Raw genomic sequence first — 21878 nt, 5'->3', positions numbered from 1 at the left:
TGTGCTCCTAAAGGTATTGCGACAAGTTAGACAGGCGTCGTACCCACTACGAGCACGCGCACGATCATGTTATCGGCCCTACCGACATGGTGAGACAACCGAGTGAAGGAAACCGGGCCGCGTTCAACTCACAGCGGCGACTCGAGCCACGAGTAGTCCAGGCCCACCCATGTCCCGATCAGGCCGAAAGTGCCGAGCACCCACAAAGTCGCCAAGACGATCACTGTGGTGAACAGAACGCCCAACCCTTTGACGAACAGCGACTGCTTGCCGAACCATTCCATGAACCGGTCGTATCGAGCCTTCGCGAAATGAAGGAGTCGATGTGCCCACGCGAACTCCGACGCCAGGATGCCGAGGCCGGCGAAAACGATGAGCCAACCGGGCCCGGGGTACGGAATAGCCACGATGCCGGCGGCGAACACGATCGTGCCCACGACTCCGACGCCGATGCGGTACGCAAGATTGAGGGTGGGCCGCGCGGCGATTCCCGCGCGCCACCGCTCCCAGCGGGACTCTGCGTCCTGGAAGACGGACAGGTCTGAATCGTCGACGGAAGAATCGACCTTTTCGGTACTCAAAGCAGTCACCTTTTCGGTCGCGAAATGTCTCTTCGACCAGGCTACCGAAATCGTCGCCCGGCGACCTGCGACGACGGTCTGCATCCCGAAATAACCGTGCCCTCGAACAGCTGTGCTCTCAAATGACTGAAGGCGTCCCCGATGATCGGGAACGCCTTCAGTGTTTTTCTGTGGTCCCGGCTGGGATCGAACCAGCGACCTTCCGCGTGTGAAGCGGACGCTCTCCCACTGAGCCACGGGACCGTAAGTCATACGAACGCATGCGCTCGAACGAGTTGGAACATTAACACGGCTGCGCGATGAATACGAATCACCAGGTTGGCATTCGTTTTGCTCCAGGCCGCTCCGAAATCTACGAATTCGAACTGATTTCAGACCGTATTCATCGCCAAGACGGACAGTTGCAACGCGCGCGACGGGCCGATTCGACTCCGAACACGCCACTGAGCTGGTGATTTGTGTGTATCCGACACGGTCGGCTAATGTTTCCAACGCACCGAGGAGAGCGAGCAGCTCCCCAAGCAACACGGTGCGATGCGGACGTGGCGCAGCTGGTAGCGCACAACCTTGCCAAGGTTGGGGTCGCGGGTTCGAATCCCGTCGTCCGCTCGAGAGGTGTGACTCAACCTTTTACGGTGGAGTGGCCGAGTGGTGAGGCAACGGCCTGCAAAGCCGTGCACACGGGTTCGATTCCCGTCTCCACCTCGCGCGATTAGCTCAGCGGGAGAGCGCTTCCCTGACACGGAAGAGGTCACTGGTTCAATCCCAGTATCGCGCACCACGTCAGGCCCTAGGGCCTGATGGTCAAGACCTGCTTGCAGGTCTGATAAGTTAGAAAAGTACTGAGTTCCGGTAACGGAGTTCATTGCTCATGCGGACGTGGCGCAGCTGGTAGCGCACAACCTTGCCAAGGTTGGGGTCGCGGGTTCGAATCCCGTCGTCCGCTCCATTTTTCTCCAGAACCCGCGCGATTAGCTCAGCGGGAGAGCGCTTCCCTGACACGGAAGAGGTCACTGGTTCAATCCCAGTATCGCGCACCATTTGAGAATGCAAGAAGCCGGAACCTCAGGGTTCCGGCTTTTTGCGTTCGAGCGCCGAACACACGGGCCGCAGTACTGACGCAAGCCCCCTCGGGAATCCACGTCAGTACTGCGGTTGATGTAGCTGATCAGATTGTTGTAACTGCTCAGTGAGAGAAGCGGTTCGCTGCCGAAGTCATCGCGCGCAGCGAGGACTCCGTCGACGACTCCGCAATACCCATCGCCCAGCTCCGACGGCCGTCGCACTCGGTGAAGATGAACGTCGCAGTGCGGTGGCCGATCTGGTGCTGATGGAAAGACAGGATCTCGAGCGAGATTCCCGCGTCGTGCAGCATCGACGTCATGGCCGAGATCGCGCCGGTCGAGGTGGCGGACGCTTTCTGGATACGCTCCCCCAGACCGAGAGTCGCTTCGAAGGTCCAACGACCCGGCGCAATCTTCTCGGAGGACCACGCACCCAGACGGATCGGGCCGCTCATAGCCGCATACGTGGACTCGAACTCGGTCCACGACATCGCTGAGCATTCGGCACGCAAGCCGGCGGGCAGAGATTTGCCGTGACGCGCCGCGAAGGGATCAGCAGCAGAAGAAGAATCAGAAGCGAAAGCGAAGTTGTAAGTCATGATCGTGGTCTTCCTGGAATGAAGTGGAGGACCAACTGGTAGCAAGACGACCCGCAGCGAGGGGTCGGTCCGATTCAGACCCCGCTACGGCGGCTTACTACGAGAATTCGCTTCATGAGAGACGAGGCTAGGCGGCCCGGTTCGAGAATGCAACCCAGACCGCCTCCGCACAGGTCAGACCTGAGCCGCTTTGTGCTCGGCGATGAGGGCGCGATACCACTCGAACGAGGTCTTCGGAGTGCGCTTCTGGGTGTCGAAATCGACGTGCACCAGGCCGAATCGCTCTTTGTATCCCGCAGCCCATTCGAAGTTGTCGAGAAGTGACCACACAAAATAACCGCGGACGTCGACACCGTCGTCCATTGCCGATCGGAGGGCGCGAAGGTGCGCATCGTGGTAGTCGATTCGTGCTTCGTCGTCGACGACGCCTGCGGCATCCGGGGCGTCGTGGAATGAACATCCGCTTTCGGTGATGTAGATCGGCGGCAGTGCGTCACCGAAGCGGGCGTGGAACGTCCGCAAGATCTCGCCCAGCCCCTCGGGAACGATCGGCCAACCGAAATCGGTTGTGGGATAACCGGTAATCGCGACAGGGGCAAAGGGCAGGCCCGGGGGCAGGTCGACTTCGAGCACACCTTCGGTCCCCTGGCCTTCCACCGGAGCAGCAATCATCGTCGGCTCGTAGTAGTTGATCCCGTACCAGTCGAGCGGCGCCCCGATGATTTTCAAGTCCTCGTCGACAGGACCGCTGAGCAGCTGAGCGAATTCGTCGGCCGGGTACTTCCCGACCAGAACCGGGTCGGCGAACATCCAATTGACGACGTGGTCGTAGATGTCGGCAGCCATCACGTCTTCCGGCGAATCCGAAGCGGCACGCACCGGAGCATGGTTCGAGGCGATTCCGATGTTCGTGCATCCGGTTGCCCGAAGCGCTTCGACAGCGAGGCCATGCCCGAGCAGCTGGTGATGTGCGGCTTGGAAAGCCTCGAACCCCAAGGCCAGTCCGGGGGCGTGAACTCCGAGGGCATGCCCGTAAAGCGTGTGCACAACTGGTTCGTTGAGCGGCATCCACATTCCGACCCGATCCGACAGCCGCTCGCCGACGACCTGCGCATACTCCCCCAGCCGATACGAGGTGTCGCGGTTCATCCAGCCGCCCTGCTCCTGCAAGGCAAGGGGCAGATCCCAGTGAAAGAGCGTGACAGCGGCAGTAATTCCCGCCGAACACAGTCGGTCGATCAGGCGGTCGTAGAAGTCGAGCCCCTTCGCATTCACTGCCCCCGTTCCGGTGGGCAGAATGCGCGACCACGACAGAGACAGCCGATAAGCGTCGAGCCCGAGCTGATTCATCAGCTCGATGTCCGACTCCCAGCGGTGATAATGATCGGCAGCGACCGTCCCGGTGTCGCCCCCAACGACAACACCGGGACGGTCACAGAACTCGTCCCAGATCGACGGTCCGCGACCGTCTTCGGCCACAGCTCCTTCGATTTGATAGGCCGCAGTGGCGGTTCCCCAGACGAAGGAAGTCGGAAATTCTGGTGTCGGCTGCCGAGTCATGTCGGTCAGTTAATCAAAGAACCGTGCAAAACACGCAGCTTTGTTGGACACTCGACCAGTATCAAGATCCAGTACCGTTCGGCCTAACCGAACGAACGAGACAAAGGCCCTGCTTGATGACGGATAACACCCGCACCCTGACGAGGGCTCGGATCGCCACTTCGGTGGCCTTCGGACTTCAAGGATTTCTGCTCGCCGCCATTCTGACGCAGCTGCCGCAGTACAAGGACTTGTTCGAGCTGAGCGAGACACTGGTTGTGGTTGCGGTTGTCACCGTGTCCGTCATCGCCGGGCTCGGCAGCGTGCTCGCCGAGATGCTGGCCGTGAGAACGTCGAGCAAGATGACCCTGCGAACTGGGCTCGCCGTCATCGCAGTCTTCGGCGGGGCAACCGGAATTGCGCCCAACGCAGCGATGTTCTTCGTCTTCCTGGCGATCTACGGCATCGGACTCGGCATGGTCGACGCGGCCGCCAACATGCAGGCAGTCTCGATCCAACACGCCAAGGGCCGCTTCATCCTCTCCTCGTTCCATGCTTCCTGGAGCGTCGGAGCGATTGTCGGCGCCCTGTTCATCTCTGCTACCGCAGGCCTCGACATTTCGATCCGCGTCACGCAGGTGATCGCTGGAGTTGTTGTCGGACTGATGCTTCTGGCCTTCGGCCCGCAACTGCTCGATCGGTCCGAGTCTCCGGTTGCCGAGGCAAACATCACGAGCACCGCGAAATTCGCGGTACCCACCCGCGCCTTCGTCCTCCTCGGCGTCGCGATGGCATTGTTCTACGCGGTCGACTTCAGCGTCGGAAACTGGTCGACTCTGTACGTCAAGGACGAACTGCTCGCCGACGCCGGGACCGCTGCCCTTTCCGTGGCGGCGTATCAGATCGCGGCACTTGTCGCACGACTGACCGGGGACTACTGGGTCGGGAAATTCGGTGAGACCACCGTCGTGCGGATCGGCTCTCTCATCGGCGTAGTCGGTATGACAGTTGTCGTCCTCGCGCAATCTCCCGCCGTTGCCATCGCCGGGTTCCTCATCGTCGGGCTCGGGGTACCGGTGATCGCTCCGATCTGCTTCAGCGCTGCCGGCAGGATGGCTCCCCCGGATCAGGTCGATGCGGTGATCGCACGCATCAACCTCTTCAACTACGTCGGCACAGTCGTCGGCGGCGGCATCGTCGGCGCGGTCGCTGCCTTCAGTGACCTTCGAATCGGGTTCCTGATTCCGCTGGCGTTCTGCGCGATCTTGATAGTTCTTGCTCCCGCGTTCGCACCGAAACGAGCCACAACTCCGGTCGCCGAGAACGCCGCTTGAGCATTGCGCCCGAGGAAAGTGGTGTACTTGATCGACCGAATTGTGTGCGCGAGAGGCAGAAACTGACGTGACGATCACCGTTGACCGGGCCGGGATCTGGGATTCCGAAGCAATCGCCGACGTGGCAGCGGTGACATTTCCACTGGCGTGTCCGCCGGACGCGTCGGACGACGACATCAGTGCCTTCATCGACAACGTTCTCTCCGTCGACAAGTTCTCCGAGTACCTGACCGATCCGACACGAACCGTTCTCAAGGTCATTCGCGACGGTTCGATCGTCGGCTACGCGATGCTTGTCGACGACGAGCCCGCCGACCCGGACGTCAAAGCTGCTGTGACACTTCGCCCGACAACAGAACTGAGCAAGTTGTACGTGCTTCCGGGTAACCACGGAACCGGCGCGGCAGCATCCTTGATGGACGCGGTTGTCGACCACGCACGACGCAGTGGAAGTGCCGGGATCTGGCTGGGCGTCAATCAGGAGAACCTGCGCGCCCAGAAGTTCTACGCAAAGCACGGTTTCACACAGGTCGGCACGAAGACTTTCCTCGTGGGCGCACAACTCCACCACGATTTCGTGATGGAGCGCCCCGTCAGCTGACAGGCGTGCAGACTAGCCGGCCGCGACCTCGAAACGAGAAAGTGCGAGCAGGCGCGAGGTCGCGCGCAAGTACTTCTTCTTGTACCCACCGGCGAGCATCTCGGGGGTGAAGATCTCGTCGAGGCGTGCGCCGGAAACGGTGACCGGGATGCTCGCGTCGTACAGGCGGTCGGCGAGAACCACGATGCGCAGTGCAACGGACTGATCCGTTGCCGGGTGGACACCGTCGATGAACACGGCCTTCACACCCTCGACCAGCTTGTTGTACCGCGACGGGTGCAGGGTGCTGAGGTGCTTGCACAGCTCGTCGAAGTTGTCGAGCGTGGCGCCGTCGATGGCGTCGGCCCGAGAGACCAACTCCTCCGAGGAGATGGGCACGGGTGCGGGCGGGAGATCGCGGTGACGGTAGTCGGGGCCGTCGACGCGAATCGTCTCGAAGATCGAGCCGAGCTTCTTGATCTCGCGCAGGAAGTCCTGGGCGGCGAAGCGACCCTCCCCGAGCTGGCCGGGAAGCGTGTTCGACGTCGCGACGATGGACACGCCGCGCGCGGAAAGCTCCGAGAGGAGGCGGGATACGAGCATGGTGTCGCCCGGATCGTCGAGCTCGAACTCGTCGATGCAGAGAACGCTGTGGTCGGCGAGCGCTTCGACCGCCTTGTTGAAGCCGAGAGCGCCGACGACGTGCGTCAGCTCGACGAAGGTTCCGAAAGCCTTCGGCGACGGAACGCTGTGGAAGATCGACGCCAGCAAGTGAGTCTTACCGACACCGAACCCGCCGTCGAGGTACAGGCCGGCGCCGGTCGCCTGGGTCTTCTTGCCGAACAGTCCGCGGCGTCCACCACTACGGATCTTGGTGACGCGCTTGGAGAATTCCTCGGCCTTGGCGACAGCAGCTGCCTGGCTCGGTTCCTTCGGATCAGGAATGTAGGACGCAAAACTCACCTCGTCGAACATTGCGGGAGGCACCATTTGAGCTACCAGTTGATCGGCGGGTACCACCGGGCTGCGATCGACAAGACGTTCATGCATCCGTCAAGGGTATCTACGTGATGTGATCTCTCATGTGCACCGTATGGATATTGCGACCTACTTCACACCAGGCCACGAAGACGAGCTCCGCGGCTTGTACGCCTATCCGGAGAACCTCTCGCAACCCTGGATGCGCGTGAACTTCGTTTCCAGCATCGACGGGTGCGTCTCCGTTGACGGAGTGAGCGGTGGACTGGGCACACCGGCAGACAAGTCGGTATTCGGGATCTTGCGCGAACTTTGTGACGTCGTCGTGGTCGGCGCAGGCACAGCGCGAGCCGAGAACTACGGGGGTGTGCAGGTCTCGGACGCAGCTCGGGCGCGACGAAAGGCGAGCGGCCTCGCTCCGGTCCCACCGATCCTCGTCGTCTCGGCGCACGCGTCGATCGACCCCGAAAGCCGACTCCTTCGCGATACCGAAGTTCCACCGATCCTTGTTGTCGGTCGCGACGCGGACTCCGCGGCAATTTCGGCGCTGAGATCTGCCGGAGCGCAGGTGGAGGTGACGGACTCACCGAACGTCACCAGCGGCGACATCGACAGGGCCTTGTCGGCTCGCAAGCTCCGTCGCGTGCTGTGCGAGGGCGGACCATCACTTTTCGGGCAGTTGATCGAGGACAATGCCGTCGACGAACTCTGCATCACCACGTCACCTCAACTGGTGGGGAGCAAAGTCGGCCGAATCTCCCTCTCCCCCAACGCAATGCCCACAGCCATGCGTCCCGCGCACATTCTCGGTGATACGGACGGCACGATCCTCACTCGATGGGTTCGTCAGCAGCCACGTCGGTGAACCTGGCACTCTGGTCGGCATGCGCAGAGTTGCTTTGATGGCCGTCGTCCTCGCGACGTGTTGTGCGTGCGGCGCCGGTCCGTCGCTTCGGCCCGCCGTCGCGGTCGAAGGCCGCACCGACGGCAGCCCTGCCCAGAGCGAGGGACCGTCGCCCGATGCGCCGCCGGTTGACCCTGGCGTCCCGACCGATGACATACCGTGGCGAGACTGCACCGGCACGTCACTCGCCGACCAGGCTCTCGCGGCGTCGAGCGCCGGCGTCATTCTCGAATGCGCGGAATTCAATGCCCCCATCGACGTGACCGGCGCCATCGACGGCAACTTCACTGCCGGCTTGACCCGCGCTCGGACCTCGTCGACGCCTGCCGACGCGTATCCGATCGTGTTCACATCGGGCACCGATCGTTCGTCGGGAAACTCTCTGGCCATGCTCGCCGCATCCGGCTTGAACACGGTTCTCGCCGAACATCCCGTGGTTGCCCTCGATCGACGCGGAATCGACAGGTCCACCGCAATCGACTGCATGACGCCGGAAATTCGGCGTGGCCTTCACGATCTGGGCCAGTTCGACGCGGATTCCACCGGTGACGCCGCCGATGCGGTCGCCGCTCTCGGTCACGACGCCACCATTGCCTGCACCGACTACCTCGACCCTCAAGAACTGAAGTTCGGCGCGGACTCCGCTGCCGAGGACATCGACGCTCTACGTACGCGGTGGGGCGTCGAGACGATCGCTCTGTGGTCGGCAGGGTCCGGCTCGGACATCGCGCTGAGCTACGCGGCAGCCCACCCCGAGAACCTCGCGAGGTTGATCCTCGATTCTCCCGCTCCGGTGGCCACCGACGCTGCCACCGAGGCAGAGAGCCGCGTGCAGGGCGAGGAAGCGGCGTTGACCGCATTCGCTCAGCGATGTGTGGCGTTGGGGTGCTCTCTCGGACCTGATCCGAAGAAAGCGGTCACGGACCTGATGGAGCGCGCTCGGGCCGATGAATTCCAGCCGCTGTCCGCCGCTGCGGTGTCGAACGCGATTTCGGCCAGCCTGTGGACTGCCGGAACCAACCGTGAGCAGGAGACCCGCTCACTGTCCGACGCTCTGTCCGCGCTCGGTACCGGCAACGCTTCGCCGATTCGAGAACGCGCCGCCCGGGCGGAGAACGAGGTGGACGGCGACGGCCAGTTCATCGGACGGTGCACCGACGGCATGCAATGGCCGGGCATCGGGCGTGCGCGCGAGCTTGCGGACACCTGGGGCACCAACTATCCGGTGTTCGGGCGAGAAGCCGCGCTCGGGTTGCTGGCGTGCGCCAGCTGGCCGTCGACCGCCAACTCCCCCCTGCCGAATCAGTTGAAGCCCCCAGTCCTCGTGCTGAGCGGGCAGGGTGACCCGGCCGTCGGGAACTCCGGACTCTCGACCGTCACCGGCGTCGTGACCAATGCAGGATCGCGCTTCGCAACTCTGGACTGGCAAGGTGCGGGTCACCCCGCGGCACAATCCACCTGCGCTCAACAGGCGATGCGCCTCTACCTCAGCGACGCCTCCCTGCCCAGTAACGGAAGCGTGTGCCCGGCCTGACTCGGGCGCTCGTCCACCACGACCGAAAAGGGGTGCATCCCCCGATCACACCCTGCTCCGGTGTACCGTGCCGAAGTGTTCCTTCGACAGCTCGAGCCGCGTACCGGGCGGACAACCCAACAAGTCGTCAACTTCGTTTTGTGGCCGATCGCCGTGATGACAGTGCTCAATCGTGTCATCATCACAGCAGTCAACGGCGCCATCACCGATGACTTCCGACCGGTCTACAACGCCGCGCTGGCGTTCTGGAACGGGCGCGACGTCTACACCGCAGATTTCAACTCCGTAGACCCCCATTACCTGTACCCGCCATCGGGTTCCTTGTTGATGGCCCCCCTGGCGATCCTCGATCCCGAGCGCTCACGGTGGCTGTTCATCGGTGTCAATGCCGTCGCCATTCTCGTGGCTCTCTACCTGCTGTTGCGCTTGTTCGACCTGACGATCAGTTCCATCGCGGCGCCGATTCTGGTGCTCGGCGCGTTCATGTCGGAGACGGTCACCAACACGTTGGTGTTCACCAACATCAACGGCCTCGTCCTGCTCGGCGAAGTTGCCTTCCTCCTGTTGCTGATGCGCAAGAAGGATCTGTGGGCCGGCGCCGCGATCGGTCTCACCATCGCAGTGAAACCCACTCTCGCGCCGCTGCTCCTGCTGCCACTCGTTCGCGGTCAGTGGAAGGTGTTGGTCACCGCCCTGGGCATCCCGTTCATTCTCACGGTCGTGGCATGGCCGCTGGCGTCGGATCCGATGGACTTCGTCCGCCGCACCGTGCCGTACCTGCTCGAATCTCGTGACTACTTCAACAGTTCGATTGTCGGAAACGGCGCTTACTTCGGTCTGCCCGAATGGTTGATCCTGCTCTTGCGCGTCGTGTTGGCCGCCATGGTCGTCGTCTCTCTGTGGCTTCTGTACCGCTACTACCGCAACGACGAACTCTTCTTCCTCACCACCGCGACCGGTGTGATCATGACCGCGTCGTTCCTGCTGCCCTCGCTCGGCCAGATGTACTACTCGATGATGCTGCTCCCGCTCCTGATGTCCGTGGTACTCAAGAACTCGGTCATGCGGAACTGGCCGGCGTGGCTTGCGGTCTACGGCTTCATGACGTTCGACAGCTGGTGGTCGAACCGCTGGCCGACCTTCGGCCGGGCGGCCGAATACACCAAGAGCACCCTCGGCTGGAGCCTTCTGCTGATCGTGATCTTCTGTGTCCTCGGATACCGGTATCTGGTCGCGCGTCGAGAGGGCCGTTTGGATCGGGGAATCGATCCCGCGTACCTCCTCGATCCCCCACTCGATGCCGTCTCACCTGCCCACGAAGCCGAAACGGCGACAAAGCATTAGCGTGGAGGCATGAGTTCTTCACACGATGGCATCGACAGCACACCTGAGGTCACGTACACCGAGAGCGAGTGGCGCGAAAAACTGACGCCGGAGGAGTTCGCCGTCCTGCGCCAAGCCGGCACCGAACGCCCCTTCGTCGGCGAGTACACCGACACCACCACGGAAGGTGTCTACTCCTGCCGGGCCTGCGGAGCCGAACTGTTCCGAAGCACCGAGAAGTTCGAATCGCACTGCGGGTGGCCGTCCTTCTTCGATCCGGCGGATTCGGATGCCGTGATCCTGAAGGAAGACAGCTCACTCGGGATGCGCCGCGTCGAGGTCATCTGCAAGAAGTGCCACAGCCACCTCGGTCACGTCTTCGAGGGTGAGGGGTACCCGACGCCGACCGATCAGCGGTACTGCATCAACTCGATCTCGCTGGTCCTCAAGCCCGCTCAGTAGCCAGGTCGTGGGCTACCCCGTGTCACTGGTAGCCCACGATTCGAGACTTTCCACTCAGAAGTCCCAGTTCAGCGCAGTCGGGCTCAGACCGGCCGCATTCAGGTCCTCGTTGCGAGCGACAAGTCCGTCTTTGACGGAACCGATCCCGCCACCGATCGCGCCGGAAGTGATGTCAGTCAACGAGGCGTCGCCGCCCGTGACTTCCTTCGTCACGATCGCAGCGGACGCTCCCGACACCGCGTCGTCGAAGGCGCCCCGCGCGATCTCCTGCACTCTCGAACCGGTCGGGAGCGGGTTCGGGTCAGGGCCGACACGATCCGGCGTCGTCTTCAACCCTCCGTTCGCAAGTCCCTTGATGAAACCGTCGCGCCCCTCGGTCACGACCTTGCCACCGTCGATCGACTGGCGATGATCCATCGTCATCTGCCCGAGTTGAATGGCGAGGCCGGAGAAGACGGCAGCGGCAGCTTCCACTGCCGCAGCCTCGATCACTCGTATCAACAATTGCTGCAACAACATTCGGACCGTGAGTGTTGTTGCGACCTCAGCCGCCACGACCCCGGCGGTACTGACACCCAGTGTCGGGACAGCAGCCGCCACCATGGCGGCAATCTCGAGCGCCAGTGCGCCCAGCGCCGCGAGGATCGACAGTTTGGTGTACTCGATGTCCGTGCCGGTATCGGTGCATGACTGACCCAGTTCGGCCGCGGCAGAGGACAACCGCTCGAAGACCTCCGCAACTCCCCCGGCCTCGGACCAATACCGAGACAACGAGTCGCCGGCTCGACCGTCGATCGATGCCAGTACTGCCTGCAATCCGTAACCACCGGCAGCGGCCGAAGCCTCGATCCGATCGGCCGCACCTGACCAGGCATCACCCAACCTCCACAGTGCCGTTTCGTCTCCTTGCGGCCAGTCACTGCCCACCGCGACCGACGCAACCGCCTGTAACCAGCCGGGAATCTCGAGTCCCATCAGAGCCCACCCGCCATGTCGTCGGCAAGCGAGGTGTCGATCGATTCGAAACGATCGGTGATCTTGATCAGCGTGGCGGTCAATTCGCGGAGCGCGCCCGCGACCAGTGTCATCCCACCGACTGCTGACTCCGCACCGGGAACATATGCGCCTGAGAATGCGGATCCGAACTGGTCAGTGCCCCAGCAACCCTCTTCGGCGGCGACCACTGCGTCGAGAGCGCTCCGCGCCTCGTCGAGATCGGCAGCGACCACCGCGAAGGCTGGTGCAGCACTTTTCATCGCGGCCACATTCACGCCCAGTTCAGACATTGCCGGAGCTCCTCAGAACGGTGCGGTCCCAGTTCTCGTCGCAGGAAGCCGGTGTGGAGCTCGGACGAGGTTCGAGAATCTCGCGCAATCCGAGCACGCCCGGAACCAGATCCGGCAAGTCGATTCCGGCCGCCTCCGTGAGCGGCTTCGTCATCTCGGCAACCTGTCGGCGTATGTCTTCTGCCGCAGACGCGGCCGTAGCCAGGATCAGATTCCCCAACGCTGCCGGCGAATGCTTGGCGTAAGAACTCCCCGAGAGATCGACTCCCACCACCGCCCCCGAGGCGTCGACGACGATTTCCACGCTGCCGTCACTCGAACGCGCGCTCGCCGTCGCTCGAGCGATCCTCTCCTGCAAGTCCGCCAGCGATCGAGTCCGCTCCAACAGAACGTGCTGCATCGAATCGATCTGAGCCCGAAGTACTTCGACTTGCCCCCGCATCGAACCAACATCCGCTGCACTCACGATGGCCCCCACCTTCGATAGATCGTGACACCTGATTCAGGCGCTCACGAGGTTCGACGCGAGAGGTGGCCGATCGGTTCCGTCAGCGTGAACGAAGCACGGGCGGATCGAATGCCTTGACCGGCGGCAGGGCCCCGTCGAATTTCTCGATCTGCACCAGAACGTGCTGGCCGGTGCACCCGTGCGAGAGTGACGACGTGCCGACGTCCGGTGTCAGAACGTTGGGATTGCCGTGCACACACAGAGAGTCGGGATCGGCAGGATCGAGCGGGTCGTACCAGGCACCGGTGGAAAGTTGGACGACGTCGCTCCGCAAGTCCGAGTCGACGATCACACCAGCAAGGCACGCTCCGCGATCGTTGAACACCCGCACCACGTCTCCTGCCGAGACGCCGCGCGCGGCCGCTGCATCGGGGTGCATACGAATCGGCTCGCGTCCCTGAATCTTCGACGCCTGGCTCGCAGCGCCGTGATCGAGTTGGCTGTGCAGACGCGTCTTGGGCTGATTGGCGATCAAGTGAAGCGGGAATTGCGAGGCTCGCGGTCCACCCAGCCACTCGTCGGGCTCGTACCAGCGCGGATGGCCGGCGCAGTCGTCGTAGCCGAAGGACTCGATGGTCTCGGAGAAGATCTCGATCTTCCCACTCGGAGTCGAGAGCGGATATTTCTCGGGATTCTCACGGAAGTCACCGAAGAGCACGAGGTTGTCTTCGGTTCGCATCCGGTAGTGCCCTTCTGCCCAGAAGTCCTCGAACGTCGGTGTGTTGCCGCCGTCTGCATCGACGAACGGCCGCCATTGACCGTAGAGATGCTCGATCCACTCCTGTGAGGATCGCCCCTCGGTGAACTGTTCCCCGAATCCGAGCGCAGAAGCGAGAGCGGCAAACGTGTCGTAGTCGTCACGCGAGTTCTCGAAAGGTGGAACGACCTGCTGCATCGCGACCAGAAGCGGGTCGTTTCGAGTGCAGCTCAGGTCATTTCGTTCGAGCGAGGTGGTCGACGGGACAACGATGTCGGCGTTGCGGGCCATCGGCGTCCAGTACGGATCGTGAACGACGATCGTGTCCGGACGCGCAAATGCCCGTCGCAGCCTCGGGAGATCCTGATGGTGGTGAAACGGATTGCCACCGGCCCAATAGACCAACCGGATGTCGGGATAGGTCAAGCGCCGGCCGTCGTAATCGAACTCCTCCCCGGGCGAAAGCAGCAGGTCGGAAATCGCGGCTACCGGAATGAAATCCGACACCGGATTCACACCTTGCGAGAAGGTCGGCAAGGGATACGGCACCGGAGCCAGACCCGGCTCGTTCATCGAACCGTAGCCGTGCCCGAAACCTCCACCCGGAAGCCCGAATTGGCCGAGCATCGCTGCGAGTGTCACGCCCATCCACGGTGCCTGTTCACCGTGTTTGATGCGTTGCAACGACCACGTGACGGTCACCAGCGTCCGGCCAGACGCCATTCTCCGAGCCAGGTCGGTGATGAACTCCGCCGACACACCGGAGATCTTCTGCGCCCAGCGCGGATCCTTCGGTACACCGTCGGAACGTCCGAGCAGGTAGTCCTCGAAGCGTTCGTAACCGACGCAGAAACGGCCCAGGAAATCGCGATCGTGCAGGTCCTCCGACGCCAGGACAAACGCCAGGGCAAGCATGATTGCAACGTCGGTTCCCGGAACGGGTGCGATCCACTCGCAGTCACCCTCGACGTCGTCACGCAACGGACTGAAGGAGACGATCTTTCCGCCGCGGGCACGAAACGCGTCGAGCGCCCCGCGCGTCGGATGATCGCTCGTACCACCGGCATTGACTCCGGTGTTCTTGATCGGCACTCCTCCGAACGAGACGAGGAGATCGGAGTGCTTCGCGATGACGTCCCACGACGTGGAGCGCGCGAACAACTTCCAGTGCGTTCCGACCACACGCGGCATGATGACGCCGGTGGCACCGAGCGAGTAGCTGTGAACTGACTTGGTGTATCCACCCAGCTGATTCAGAAATCGGTGAACTTGGCTCTGCGCGTGATGGAATCGGCCGGCGCTGGCCCAGCCGTACGAGCCGCCGAAGATCGCGTTGTTTCCGTGCGCGTCGACCACGCGACGCAGTTCACGCGAGAGGAGTTCGGTCAGTTCGTCCCAGGAGACCGAGACGAATTCGTCGGCTCCACGTCGGTCGCTGGGACCCGGCCCGTTCTCGAGCCAACCCCGACGCACCGCCGGGCCCGAAACACGAGCCCGACTGCGCACCGAACCGGCGAGGTTCCCGAGCATCGGCGAAGGATTCGCATCACCCTCGTACGGATGCACGGCGGTCACCTCGCCGGCGACCGATTCGGCGGTGAACATTCCCCAATGGGACATGTGTTGACGACGCCGGTTCGGTGCAGTTGTCACAGAAACTACTTTCGAAGCAGATCAGGGAAGGGAAAGGACCAGCTTCTCGATGTCCACGCGCGGGCCGGTGAAGAACGGCACCTCTTCGCGAACGTGCAAGCGAGCTTCGGTGGCACGTAGATCGCGCATCAGATCGACGATACGAATGAGCTCGGGTGCTTCGAACGCGAGAATCCACTCGTAGTCCCCCAGGGCGAAGGCCGGGACCGTGTTGGCGCGAACGTCCTTGTACGAACGAGCAGCCATACCGTGATCGGCGAGCATCTTGCGACGCTCCTCGTCGGGGAGCAGGTACCACTCGTACGAGCGGACGAACGGGTAGACGCAGATGTAGTCGCCCGGATCCTCACCCGCGATGAACGAGGGCACGTGGCTCTTGTTGAACTCCGCGGGGCGGTGCACCGCCGAGTTGCTCCAGATGGGAGCACTGGCCTGTCCGAGGACGGTGGTGCGACGGAAATCCGCGTACGCGGCCTGCAGTTCCTCGATGGTGGCCGCGTGGGTCCAGATCATGAAGTCCGCGTCGGCGCGCAGGCCGGCGACGTCGTAGATCCCGCGAACCACGACGCCCTTGTCTTCGAGACCCTCGAAGAACAAGCGGGCGTCCTTGACCGCAGCTTCCCGATCATCGCCCAGCACACCGGGTTCCACCTGGAACACGGAGAACATGAGGTAACGGATTTCAGAGTTCAGTTTGTCGAAATCAAGGCGTGCCATGGGTCTATCGTGCCACTCGCTCGAATATCCGTGTAGCCGCCGTCGTGCCGACTGCGACACACGCCGGAACCCCGACGCCGTGCAGCCACGACCCGGCCAGGGCGAGGCCGTCGAACTGCGTCATCCCGGACTCGATTTCAGCCACGATTTCCGTGTGACCTGGGGCGTATTGGGGAAGACCTCCGTGCCACCGCTGTACGAAGGTCGCGCCTGGCTCCTCGGTGATTCCGGTCACGGTCTCGAGATCGGCGCGCGCGAAGTCGATCAACTCACCATCCGGCCGGTCGACGATCTCCGATGCACCGAATCGACCGAACGACACCCGAACGAGGTGCTCACCGCGATCAGCGAGGTGTGTCCACTTTCGGCTCGACAGCGTGAACGCCTTGGCGGTCAGGTCGGCGTCGGTGGCTACCAGGATCCCTGAATTCTGCGGAAGTTCGACCTGCCCGGACAACCGGAGCGCCACCACCGCGGACGACGCCAGTTCGATCCGAGCGACGGTACTCGCAACATCCGCATCGACTCCGGCCAACAGCGCCGCCGCGCGCGGCGCCGGGACGGCCAGAATCACCGCGTCGACGCTTCCGAGCGGATCGACGTTCCAACCAGCCCCGTCGCTGCGCAACCCAGAAGCCTCGCCACGGACGAAGGTCGCGTCGGCGGCCTGCTGCAGCGCATCGAGCAGGATGCCGTACCCGTCTCTGAGCGCTCCGAACACCGGCCCCGGTGCAGGCGTCGGCAATGCGGCTGCGACTGCATCCGTGAGGCTCCGAGAGCCCGCATCGAGGGCCGCAGCGAGTGTCGGCAAAGCTGCACGCACGCCGATGGTCTCCGCCAGCCCCGAGTACACCCCACCGAGAAGCGGATCCACCGATCGGCTGACCACCTGATCACCGAATCGCTGCGAAACCAGTTCGGCAACACTGCAATCGGAACCGCGGGTCCACTCCAGCGGGACGCCGGCCTCGGCCGCTATGCGCGCCAGGGTCTGCTCGTCGACAAGATCTCGAACCGACTCCGCCGAAGCCGGGATTCCCATCAGGGTTCCGGTCGGCAACCGATTCAGTGAGCCCTGAGACCAGATCAACGGACTCAGGCCCGCGGGATAGACGATCTGATCGGTCAGTCCCAGCTCGGCGAGAAGCGCAGGAACTTCCGGCCGACGGGCGATGAAAGCCTCGGCACCGATGTCGATCGGGCCACCGCCCAGATCAATCGTTCGCAGCTTCCCGCCCAGCCGCGGTGAGTCGTCGACGATCGTGATGTCCGCTTCGGAGCCCAGACTGCGCCGAAGCCGGTACGCGGCAACCAGACCGGAGATTCCTCCTCCGATCACCGCGACCGACGGCCGATTGGTCGTCACAGCGAGTGCACCAGCTCCACCGCCGCGGTGATCGCCGTGGGATCGGTGTCGGGAAGAACTCCGTGGCCGAGGTTGAAGATGTGGCCGATGGCACCGGCCTCGATCGCGCGGTCCCCTTCGGCGGCGATCCGGCGCACCTCACGATCGATCACCTCGGGGCCCGCGAACAGTACGGCGGGATCGAGGTTGCCCTGCAGCGCCTTACCCGGACCGACACGACCAGCCGCGACGTCGAGCGGAATCCGCCAGTCGACACCCACGACGTCGGCGCCTGCCTCCCCCATCGCGCCGAGAAGTTCACCGGTGCCGACACCGAAGTGGATACGCGGGACGCCGGCAGCGGCAACCTCGGCGAACACTCGCTCGGAATGCGGCAGGACAAATTCCCGATAATCGGCCAGCGAGAGCGCGCCGGCCCACGAGTCGAACAGCTGGACCGCGTCGACGCCCGCCTTGAGCTGCGCCTGCAGGAAGCAGATCGTGGTGTCGGCCAAACTTCCGAGCAACGCGTGCCAGGTCTTCGGATCGGAGTGCATGAGCGCTTTGGTCTTCTCGTGGTTCCGGCTCGGACCACCTTCGACCAGATACGACGCCAGAGTGAACGGCGCTCCGGCAAAGCCGATCAGCGGCGTGGAGCCCAACTCGGTGGTGAGAAGCCGAACGGCCTGCGCGATTGCGCCTACCTCTTCGGGAACCAGTCGCGGGAGTGCTGCAACGTCGGCGATGGAGCGAATCGGATTGGCGACCACCGGTCCGACGCCGGCAACGATGTCGAGATCAATTCCCGCGGCTTTGAGTGGAACGACGATGTCCGAGAACAGGATTGCCGCGTCCACGTCGTGACGGCGCACCGGCTGCATCGTGATCTCACAGACCAGCGCCGGATCGAAACAAGATTCCAACATGCCGATCCCGGCGCGGATCTCGCGGTACTCCGGCAACGAACGCCCGGCCTGACGCATGAACCACACCGGCCGTCGACTCGGAGTGCGTCCGGTCGCCGCGGCAAGCAACGGTGCGTCGGGCAAGACTCGCCGAGCGCTGTATTCCGCCGACCCGGTAATGCCTGAATTCATGTTGTCCAACCCGCTCATCTGTCCTCGCGCTCTCCGCCAACGTGTGTCTTCGATCGACTCAATGCTGCCACGTCCCACACTCGGGATCGGACACCCGAGCGGTTCGTGAGCGGCCACACACCCGAGCCACACTCGGTCGGCGCGCCTCCACCTCCCCGCCCGCATCCCCGACTAACGTCCTGACCTGTGACGACATCCGGATCGACAGCCGACCCGGCCGAGTTCCGTGCCGCCGTGGAGGCGATGACCGCTGCGCGGGTTCGGCCCGAGATAGAGGTCGGTCCCATCCGCCCGCCGCAGCGCCTCGCTCCGTACAGCCACGCGGTGGGGGCCGAGGTTCTCCACCCGGACTCCGACGTCGTGGCCGAGCAGTCCGAAGGTGACGCTTTCGGCCGCCTGATCCTGTTGTTCGATCCGGACGGCGACGAGGCGTGGAACGGCACCATGCGGTTGGTGGCGTACATCCAGGCCGATCTCGACGAAGCCGTCGCCGCGGATCCACTACTTCCCGAAGTAGCCTGGAGTTGGCTGGTGGACGCTTTGGAGGCCGGACCGGAACCTTTTGTGGCCCTGGGCGGTACGGTCACAGCTACAACTTCCGTGCGGTACGGCGACATCGCCGGGCCTCCGCGAGCCCATCAACTGGAGTTGCGAGCGTCCTGGACTGCAACTTCGTCCGAATTGGCTCACCACGTCGAGGCTTTCTGCGAGGTTCTCGCGTACGCGGCGGGGCTTCCGCCTGCCGGGATAACCACGCTGTCGCGGCAGAACGACTGACTCTGTCACTCGTTTGAGCATTCCCCCGGAAAAATACTAGAACCTGTTCTAGAATGAGTCATGCAACGTCTCAGCGGACTCGACGCGACCTTCCTCTACTTGGAAACACCGACCCAGCTATTGCACGTTTGTGGACTTGTCCTGCTCGACCCCACGACCATCCCGGGCGGCTACGACTACCGGAAGCTGCTTCGCGAGTTGGACTCGCGAATGGCCACCATGCCGACCTTCCGGCGCAAACTCAAAGATTCCCGTCTCAATCTCGACTACCCCGTGTGGGTCGACGATCACGATTTCGACATCGAGCGGCACTGCCATCGGACCGCGGTACCTGCTCCCGGCACACACGCGGAACTGGCAGAGCTCGCCGGACACATCGCGAGCCAACCGCTGGATCGTTCCCGACCGCTGTGGGAGATGTGGGTCATCGAGGGACTTGCCGACGGACAGATCGCCGTCATGTCGAAGATCCATCACAGCGCTGCCGACGGTGTCACCGGCGCGAACATCCTGGCTCAGCTGTGCAGTCTCGAACCGGATTCACCGGCGCTCGTGGATCCCACAGCACAGGGTGCGGGCGACGCGGGAACGCTGGACATCGCGATCGGCGGACTCATGGCCGTCATCGCCCGGCCCGCAAGAATTGCCCGTCTGGTCCCGGGCGGAATCGCCATGCTCCCGAAGTGGGTGACGCGTGCGCGAAAGGGTGAAGCGATGCCTGCTCCGTTCACCGCGCCGCGGACCTCGTTCAACGGCGCGATCACCGGTCACCGCAACGTCGCGTTCAGCCAACTCGATCTCGCGAAGGTCAAAGCCGTCAAGGACCGTCACGGCGTCAAGGTCAACGACGTGGTTCTCGCGCTCTGCGCCGGGGCACTGCGTAAGTATCTGGAGGACCGGGACGAACTGCCGGAGGACTCCCTCGTCGCCATGGTGCCGGTGTCGGTCCACGGCAAATCCGATCGTCCGGGCACGAACCAGATCTCGGGCATGTTCACGCAACTCGGCACCCAGATCGCCGATCCGGTCGAACGCCTGCACGCGATCAGCGATTACAACGCCACCTCGAAGAACCACAACGAGGCTCTGGGCGCGAACATGCTCCAGGACTGGTCGCAGTTCGCTTCGCCGGCGGTGTTCGGCGCCGCCATGCGCGTGTACTCGTCGCTCAAACTCGCCGAGCGTCACCCCGTCGTGTCCAACCTGGTCGTGTCGAATGTGCCTGGACCGCCGGTGCCGCTCTACTTCCTCGGTGCCCAGATCAAGGGAATGTTCCCGCTCGGCCCGATCTTTCACGGAGCAGGTCTCAACGTGACTGTGATGTCTCTCGACGGAAAACTCGACGTCGGCATCGTCAGTTGCTCCGATCTGGCCCCCGAATTGGACCAGCTCGCGCAAGGTTTCGGAGCCGCACTCGACGAACTGTTCGACGCTGAGGTGACAACCCCGGCCCCGACTGCGACGTAGAGTCAGTGACCATGTCCGAAGTCACCGATGATGCAACCGAGCCCACCTCCGACGTAGTTCCGCTGCTCGTTCCGCGTGACGGAGTTCCGGACGTCATCACCACTGCCGCCGGTGTCACCGACGCCGCGGCCGCGCTGGCCTCCGGCCACGGCCCGCTCGCCGTGGACGCCGAGCGCGCATCCGGATTCCGCTATTCGGCACGGGCGTACCTGATCCAGCTTCGACGCGAAGGAGCAGGATCGTTCCTGCTCGACCCGATTCCGACAGCGCAAGACCTGCAGCCGTTGGCCGAGGTGATCAACCCGTTGCAATGGGTGCTGCACTCTGCCGATCAGGATCTCCCCGGCCTCGCCGAACTGAGCCTGACGCCGGCCGAGCTGTTCGACACCGAACTGGCCGGACGACTGGCCGGGTTCGAGCGAGTCGGACTCGCCGCGATCGTGGAACGAACCCTGCGAGTGGAACTTCGCAAGGGTCACGGGGCTGCGGACTGGTCGACACGTCCGCTGCCGGACGCCTGGTTGAACTACGCCGCCCTCGACGTCGAAGTGCTTCTCGAACTGCGCGACGCAATGGAAGCCGAACTCGAATCCCAAGGCAAGCTCGAGTGGGCGAAGGAAGAGTTCGAGTACATCCGTCTGGCCGGCCCGCCCAAGCCCAAACCGGACCGCTGGCGTCGTACGTCGCACATCACCTCACTCAAGACCACCCGTCAGTTGGCGGCGGTACGGGCGCTGTGGCAGGCGCGCGAGGATCTCGCACGCAAGCGCGACGTGTCTCCGAGTCGGGTTCTTCCTGACTCCGCGATCATCGATGCCGCTCTCAAAGATCCTCGGTCGTTGGACGCGCTCCGCTCGCTTCCCGTCTTCGGCGGACCACGTCAACGCCGTTATTCGCGTATCTGGATGGATGCACTGGAAGCCGCGCGCAAGCTCCCCGACAGCGAGCTTCCGCCGAAAACCCCGCCCATCGTCGGGCCGCCCGCTGCCGGTCGCTGGGCCCGCCAGGATCCAGCGGCGGCTGATCGGTTGACCGCGGCGCGCGCAGCACTGTCGGACCTGAGCAAAGAGGTTTCGGTGCCCGTGGAGAATCTGCTCCAACCCGACCTGGTCAGGCGCCTGTGCTGGGACTGGAAACTGGAACCCGACTCGGACATCGCCGAAGTCGAGACTGCGATCGAGACCAAGCTCACTTCCGGTGGCGCACGTGGCTGGCAACGCACTTTGACCGTTCCCGTCCTCGCCGAGGCACTGAACTCCGTGGTCCCGGCCGAGCCCGAAGTGGAAGAGCCGGAATCCTGACCTGACCCCGGTGTGAGGTTGGAGCAATTCGGCACGTTAAGTTACCGGTCAGTAATGGGCAGTAGTACGCTCGATACGAGGCCGGACGCCTGGCCGTGATCGCCGAACCAACGTCTCACCGCCCTTCGGTGC

General features: G+C 63.4%; 20 protein-coding genes and 6 tRNA genes. 14 read left to right on the top strand and 12 right to left on the bottom strand.

Annotated features, from left to right (window positions below; genetic code table 11):
* Window positions 1–128: 128 nt before the first annotated feature.
* The gene (locus tag AC1Q6C_RS14585) at window positions 129–581 is read right to left on the bottom strand and encodes a TIGR02611 family protein (RefSeq protein ID WP_030536868.1); all 453 of its coding nucleotides are present in this window, start codon (window positions 579–581) and stop codon (window positions 129–131) included.
* A gap of 171 nt (window positions 582–752) precedes the next feature.
* Window positions 753–824: transfer RNA gene (locus AC1Q6C_RS14580), tRNA-Val, on the bottom strand.
* 293 nt (window positions 825–1117) lie between these two features.
* Here AC1Q6C_RS14580 and AC1Q6C_RS14575 point away from each other — a divergent pair.
* From AC1Q6C_RS14575 to AC1Q6C_RS14555, 5 genes are all read left to right on the top strand, one after another.
* Window positions 1118–1190 (top strand) — tRNA-Gly (locus tag AC1Q6C_RS14575).
* 25 nt (window positions 1191–1215) lie between these two features.
* Window positions 1216–1286: transfer RNA gene (locus AC1Q6C_RS14570), tRNA-Cys, on the top strand.
* Window position 1287: 1 nt separating this feature from the next.
* Window positions 1288–1362: transfer RNA gene (locus AC1Q6C_RS14565), tRNA-Val, on the top strand.
* A gap of 92 nt (window positions 1363–1454) precedes the next feature.
* Window positions 1455–1530: transfer RNA gene (locus tag AC1Q6C_RS14560), tRNA-Gly, on the top strand.
* Between the two features lie 16 nt (window positions 1531–1546).
* Window positions 1547–1621 (top strand) — tRNA-Val (locus AC1Q6C_RS14555).
* 146 nt (window positions 1622–1767) lie between these two features.
* Here AC1Q6C_RS14555 and AC1Q6C_RS14550 read toward each other — a convergent pair.
* Together AC1Q6C_RS14550 and AC1Q6C_RS14545 are read right to left on the bottom strand one after the other, a co-directional pair.
* Window positions 1768–2244 (bottom strand): alpha-isopropylmalate synthase regulatory domain-containing protein, encoded by a 477-nt coding sequence (locus AC1Q6C_RS14550; protein ID WP_003942597.1) that lies wholly within the window; start codon window positions 2242–2244, stop codon window positions 1768–1770.
* Window positions 2245–2418: 174 nt separating this feature from the next.
* On the bottom strand, window positions 2419–3804 hold the full coding sequence (locus AC1Q6C_RS14545; protein ID WP_065352430.1) for a GH1 family beta-glucosidase: 1386 nt from the start codon (window positions 3802–3804) through the stop codon (window positions 2419–2421).
* Between the two features lie 116 nt (window positions 3805–3920).
* Between AC1Q6C_RS14545 and AC1Q6C_RS14540 the strand changes: the two genes are divergently transcribed.
* Together AC1Q6C_RS14540 and AC1Q6C_RS14535 are read left to right on the top strand one after the other, a co-directional pair.
* Complete coding sequence (locus AC1Q6C_RS14540) at window positions 3921–5117, top strand: MFS transporter (RefSeq protein ID WP_007732911.1); 1197 nt, start codon at window positions 3921–3923, stop codon at window positions 5115–5117.
* A 67-nt stretch (window positions 5118–5184) separates the two neighbouring features.
* Window positions 5185–5718 (top strand): GNAT family N-acetyltransferase, encoded by a 534-nt coding sequence (locus AC1Q6C_RS14535; protein ID WP_003942603.1) that lies wholly within the window; start codon window positions 5185–5187, stop codon window positions 5716–5718.
* 12 nt (window positions 5719–5730) lie between these two features.
* Here the strand turns inward: AC1Q6C_RS14535 and zapE are convergent, their stop codons facing one another.
* On the bottom strand, window positions 5731–6747 hold the full coding sequence (zapE, locus tag AC1Q6C_RS14530; protein WP_492666681.1) for a cell division protein ZapE: 1017 nt from the start codon (window positions 6745–6747) through the stop codon (window positions 5731–5733).
* 43 nt (window positions 6748–6790) lie between these two features.
* Here zapE and AC1Q6C_RS14525 point away from each other — a divergent pair, with 43 nt between their 5' ends.
* Genes AC1Q6C_RS14525 through msrB form a run of 4 tightly spaced genes read left to right on the top strand, consistent with a single transcriptional unit; the run spans window position 6791 to window position 10898 of the window.
* Complete coding sequence (locus AC1Q6C_RS14525) at window positions 6791–7540, top strand: pyrimidine reductase family protein (RefSeq protein WP_064688822.1); 750 nt, start codon at window positions 6791–6793, stop codon at window positions 7538–7540.
* Window positions 7541–7559: 19 nt separating this feature from the next.
* Window positions 7560–9113: an alpha/beta fold hydrolase gene (locus AC1Q6C_RS14520; protein ID WP_209923004.1), complete on the top strand. Its 1554-nt coding sequence runs from the start codon at window positions 7560–7562 to the stop codon at window positions 9111–9113.
* Window positions 9114–9173: 60 nt separating this feature from the next.
* Window positions 9174–10457 carry a glycosyltransferase family 87 protein gene (locus AC1Q6C_RS14515; protein ID WP_230359832.1) on the top strand — a complete coding sequence of 428 codons (1284 nt, stop codon included), beginning with the start codon at window positions 9174–9176 and terminating at the stop codon, window positions 10455–10457.
* 9 nt (window positions 10458–10466) lie between these two features.
* A complete protein-coding gene (msrB, locus tag AC1Q6C_RS14510) occupies window positions 10467–10898 on the top strand; it encodes a peptide-methionine (R)-S-oxide reductase MsrB (RefSeq protein ID WP_003942631.1) in 432 nt (143 codons plus the stop codon).
* 54 nt (window positions 10899–10952) lie between these two features.
* Here msrB and AC1Q6C_RS14505 read toward each other — a convergent pair whose 3' ends face one another.
* The 7 genes from AC1Q6C_RS14505 to hemE all read right to left on the bottom strand — a co-directional run bounded on the left by AC1Q6C_RS14505 (window position 10953) and on the right by hemE (window position 18219).
* Complete coding sequence (locus AC1Q6C_RS14505; RefSeq protein ID WP_003942627.1) at window positions 10953–11873, bottom strand: WXG100-like domain-containing protein; 921 nt, start codon at window positions 11871–11873, stop codon at window positions 10953–10955.
* Window positions 11873–12184: a hypothetical protein gene (locus AC1Q6C_RS14500; protein WP_230359831.1), complete on the bottom strand. Its 312-nt coding sequence runs from the start codon at window positions 12182–12184 to the stop codon at window positions 11873–11875. The genes AC1Q6C_RS14505 and AC1Q6C_RS14500 overlap by 1 nt, the downstream gene beginning before the upstream one ends.
* Window positions 12177–12650, bottom strand: coding sequence for a YbaB/EbfC family nucleoid-associated protein (locus AC1Q6C_RS14495; protein WP_223304570.1), 474 nt, complete (start codon window positions 12648–12650; stop codon window positions 12177–12179). The genes AC1Q6C_RS14500 and AC1Q6C_RS14495 overlap by 8 nt, the downstream gene beginning before the upstream one ends.
* A gap of 82 nt (window positions 12651–12732) precedes the next feature.
* Window positions 12733–15009, bottom strand: coding sequence for a molybdopterin guanine dinucleotide-containing S/N-oxide reductase (locus tag AC1Q6C_RS14490; RefSeq protein ID WP_064112891.1), 2277 nt, complete (start codon window positions 15007–15009; stop codon window positions 12733–12735).
* Window positions 15010–15063: 54 nt separating this feature from the next.
* Complete coding sequence (gene hemQ, locus AC1Q6C_RS14485; protein WP_003942644.1) at window positions 15064–15759, bottom strand: hydrogen peroxide-dependent heme synthase; 696 nt, start codon at window positions 15757–15759, stop codon at window positions 15064–15066.
* Window positions 15760–15763: 4 nt separating this feature from the next.
* Window positions 15764–17125 carry a protoporphyrinogen oxidase gene (locus AC1Q6C_RS14480; protein WP_003942589.1) on the bottom strand — a complete coding sequence of 454 codons (1362 nt, stop codon included), beginning with the start codon at window positions 17123–17125 and terminating at the stop codon, window positions 15764–15766.
* Window positions 17122–18219, bottom strand: a complete 1098-nt coding sequence (gene hemE, locus AC1Q6C_RS14475) for a uroporphyrinogen decarboxylase (RefSeq protein ID WP_003942625.1) — start codon at window positions 18217–18219, stop codon at window positions 17122–17124. The genes AC1Q6C_RS14480 and hemE overlap by 4 nt, the downstream gene beginning before the upstream one ends.
* A 168-nt stretch (window positions 18220–18387) precedes the next feature.
* Between hemE and AC1Q6C_RS14470 the strand changes: the two genes are divergently transcribed.
* The 3 genes from AC1Q6C_RS14470 to AC1Q6C_RS14460 are packed head-to-tail and all read left to right on the top strand — an operon-like array spanning window position 18388 to window position 21746.
* On the top strand, window positions 18388–18978 hold the full coding sequence (locus tag AC1Q6C_RS14470; protein ID WP_003942604.1) for a DUF3000 domain-containing protein: 591 nt from the start codon (window positions 18388–18390) through the stop codon (window positions 18976–18978).
* A gap of 60 nt (window positions 18979–19038) precedes the next feature.
* A complete protein-coding gene (locus AC1Q6C_RS14465) occupies window positions 19039–20445 on the top strand; it encodes a WS/DGAT/MGAT family O-acyltransferase (RefSeq protein ID WP_003942594.1) in 1407 nt (468 codons plus the stop codon).
* A gap of 11 nt (window positions 20446–20456) precedes the next feature.
* Window positions 20457–21746, top strand: a complete 1290-nt coding sequence (locus AC1Q6C_RS14460; RefSeq protein WP_230359829.1) for an HRDC domain-containing protein — start codon at window positions 20457–20459, stop codon at window positions 21744–21746.
* Window positions 21747–21878 lie beyond the last annotated feature (132 nt).

The organism is Rhodococcus sp. MT28 (assembly GCF_058792695.1).
The sequence above is the reverse complement of the archived record's forward strand: the minus strand, read 5'-3'. Positions and strand labels throughout refer to the sequence as shown.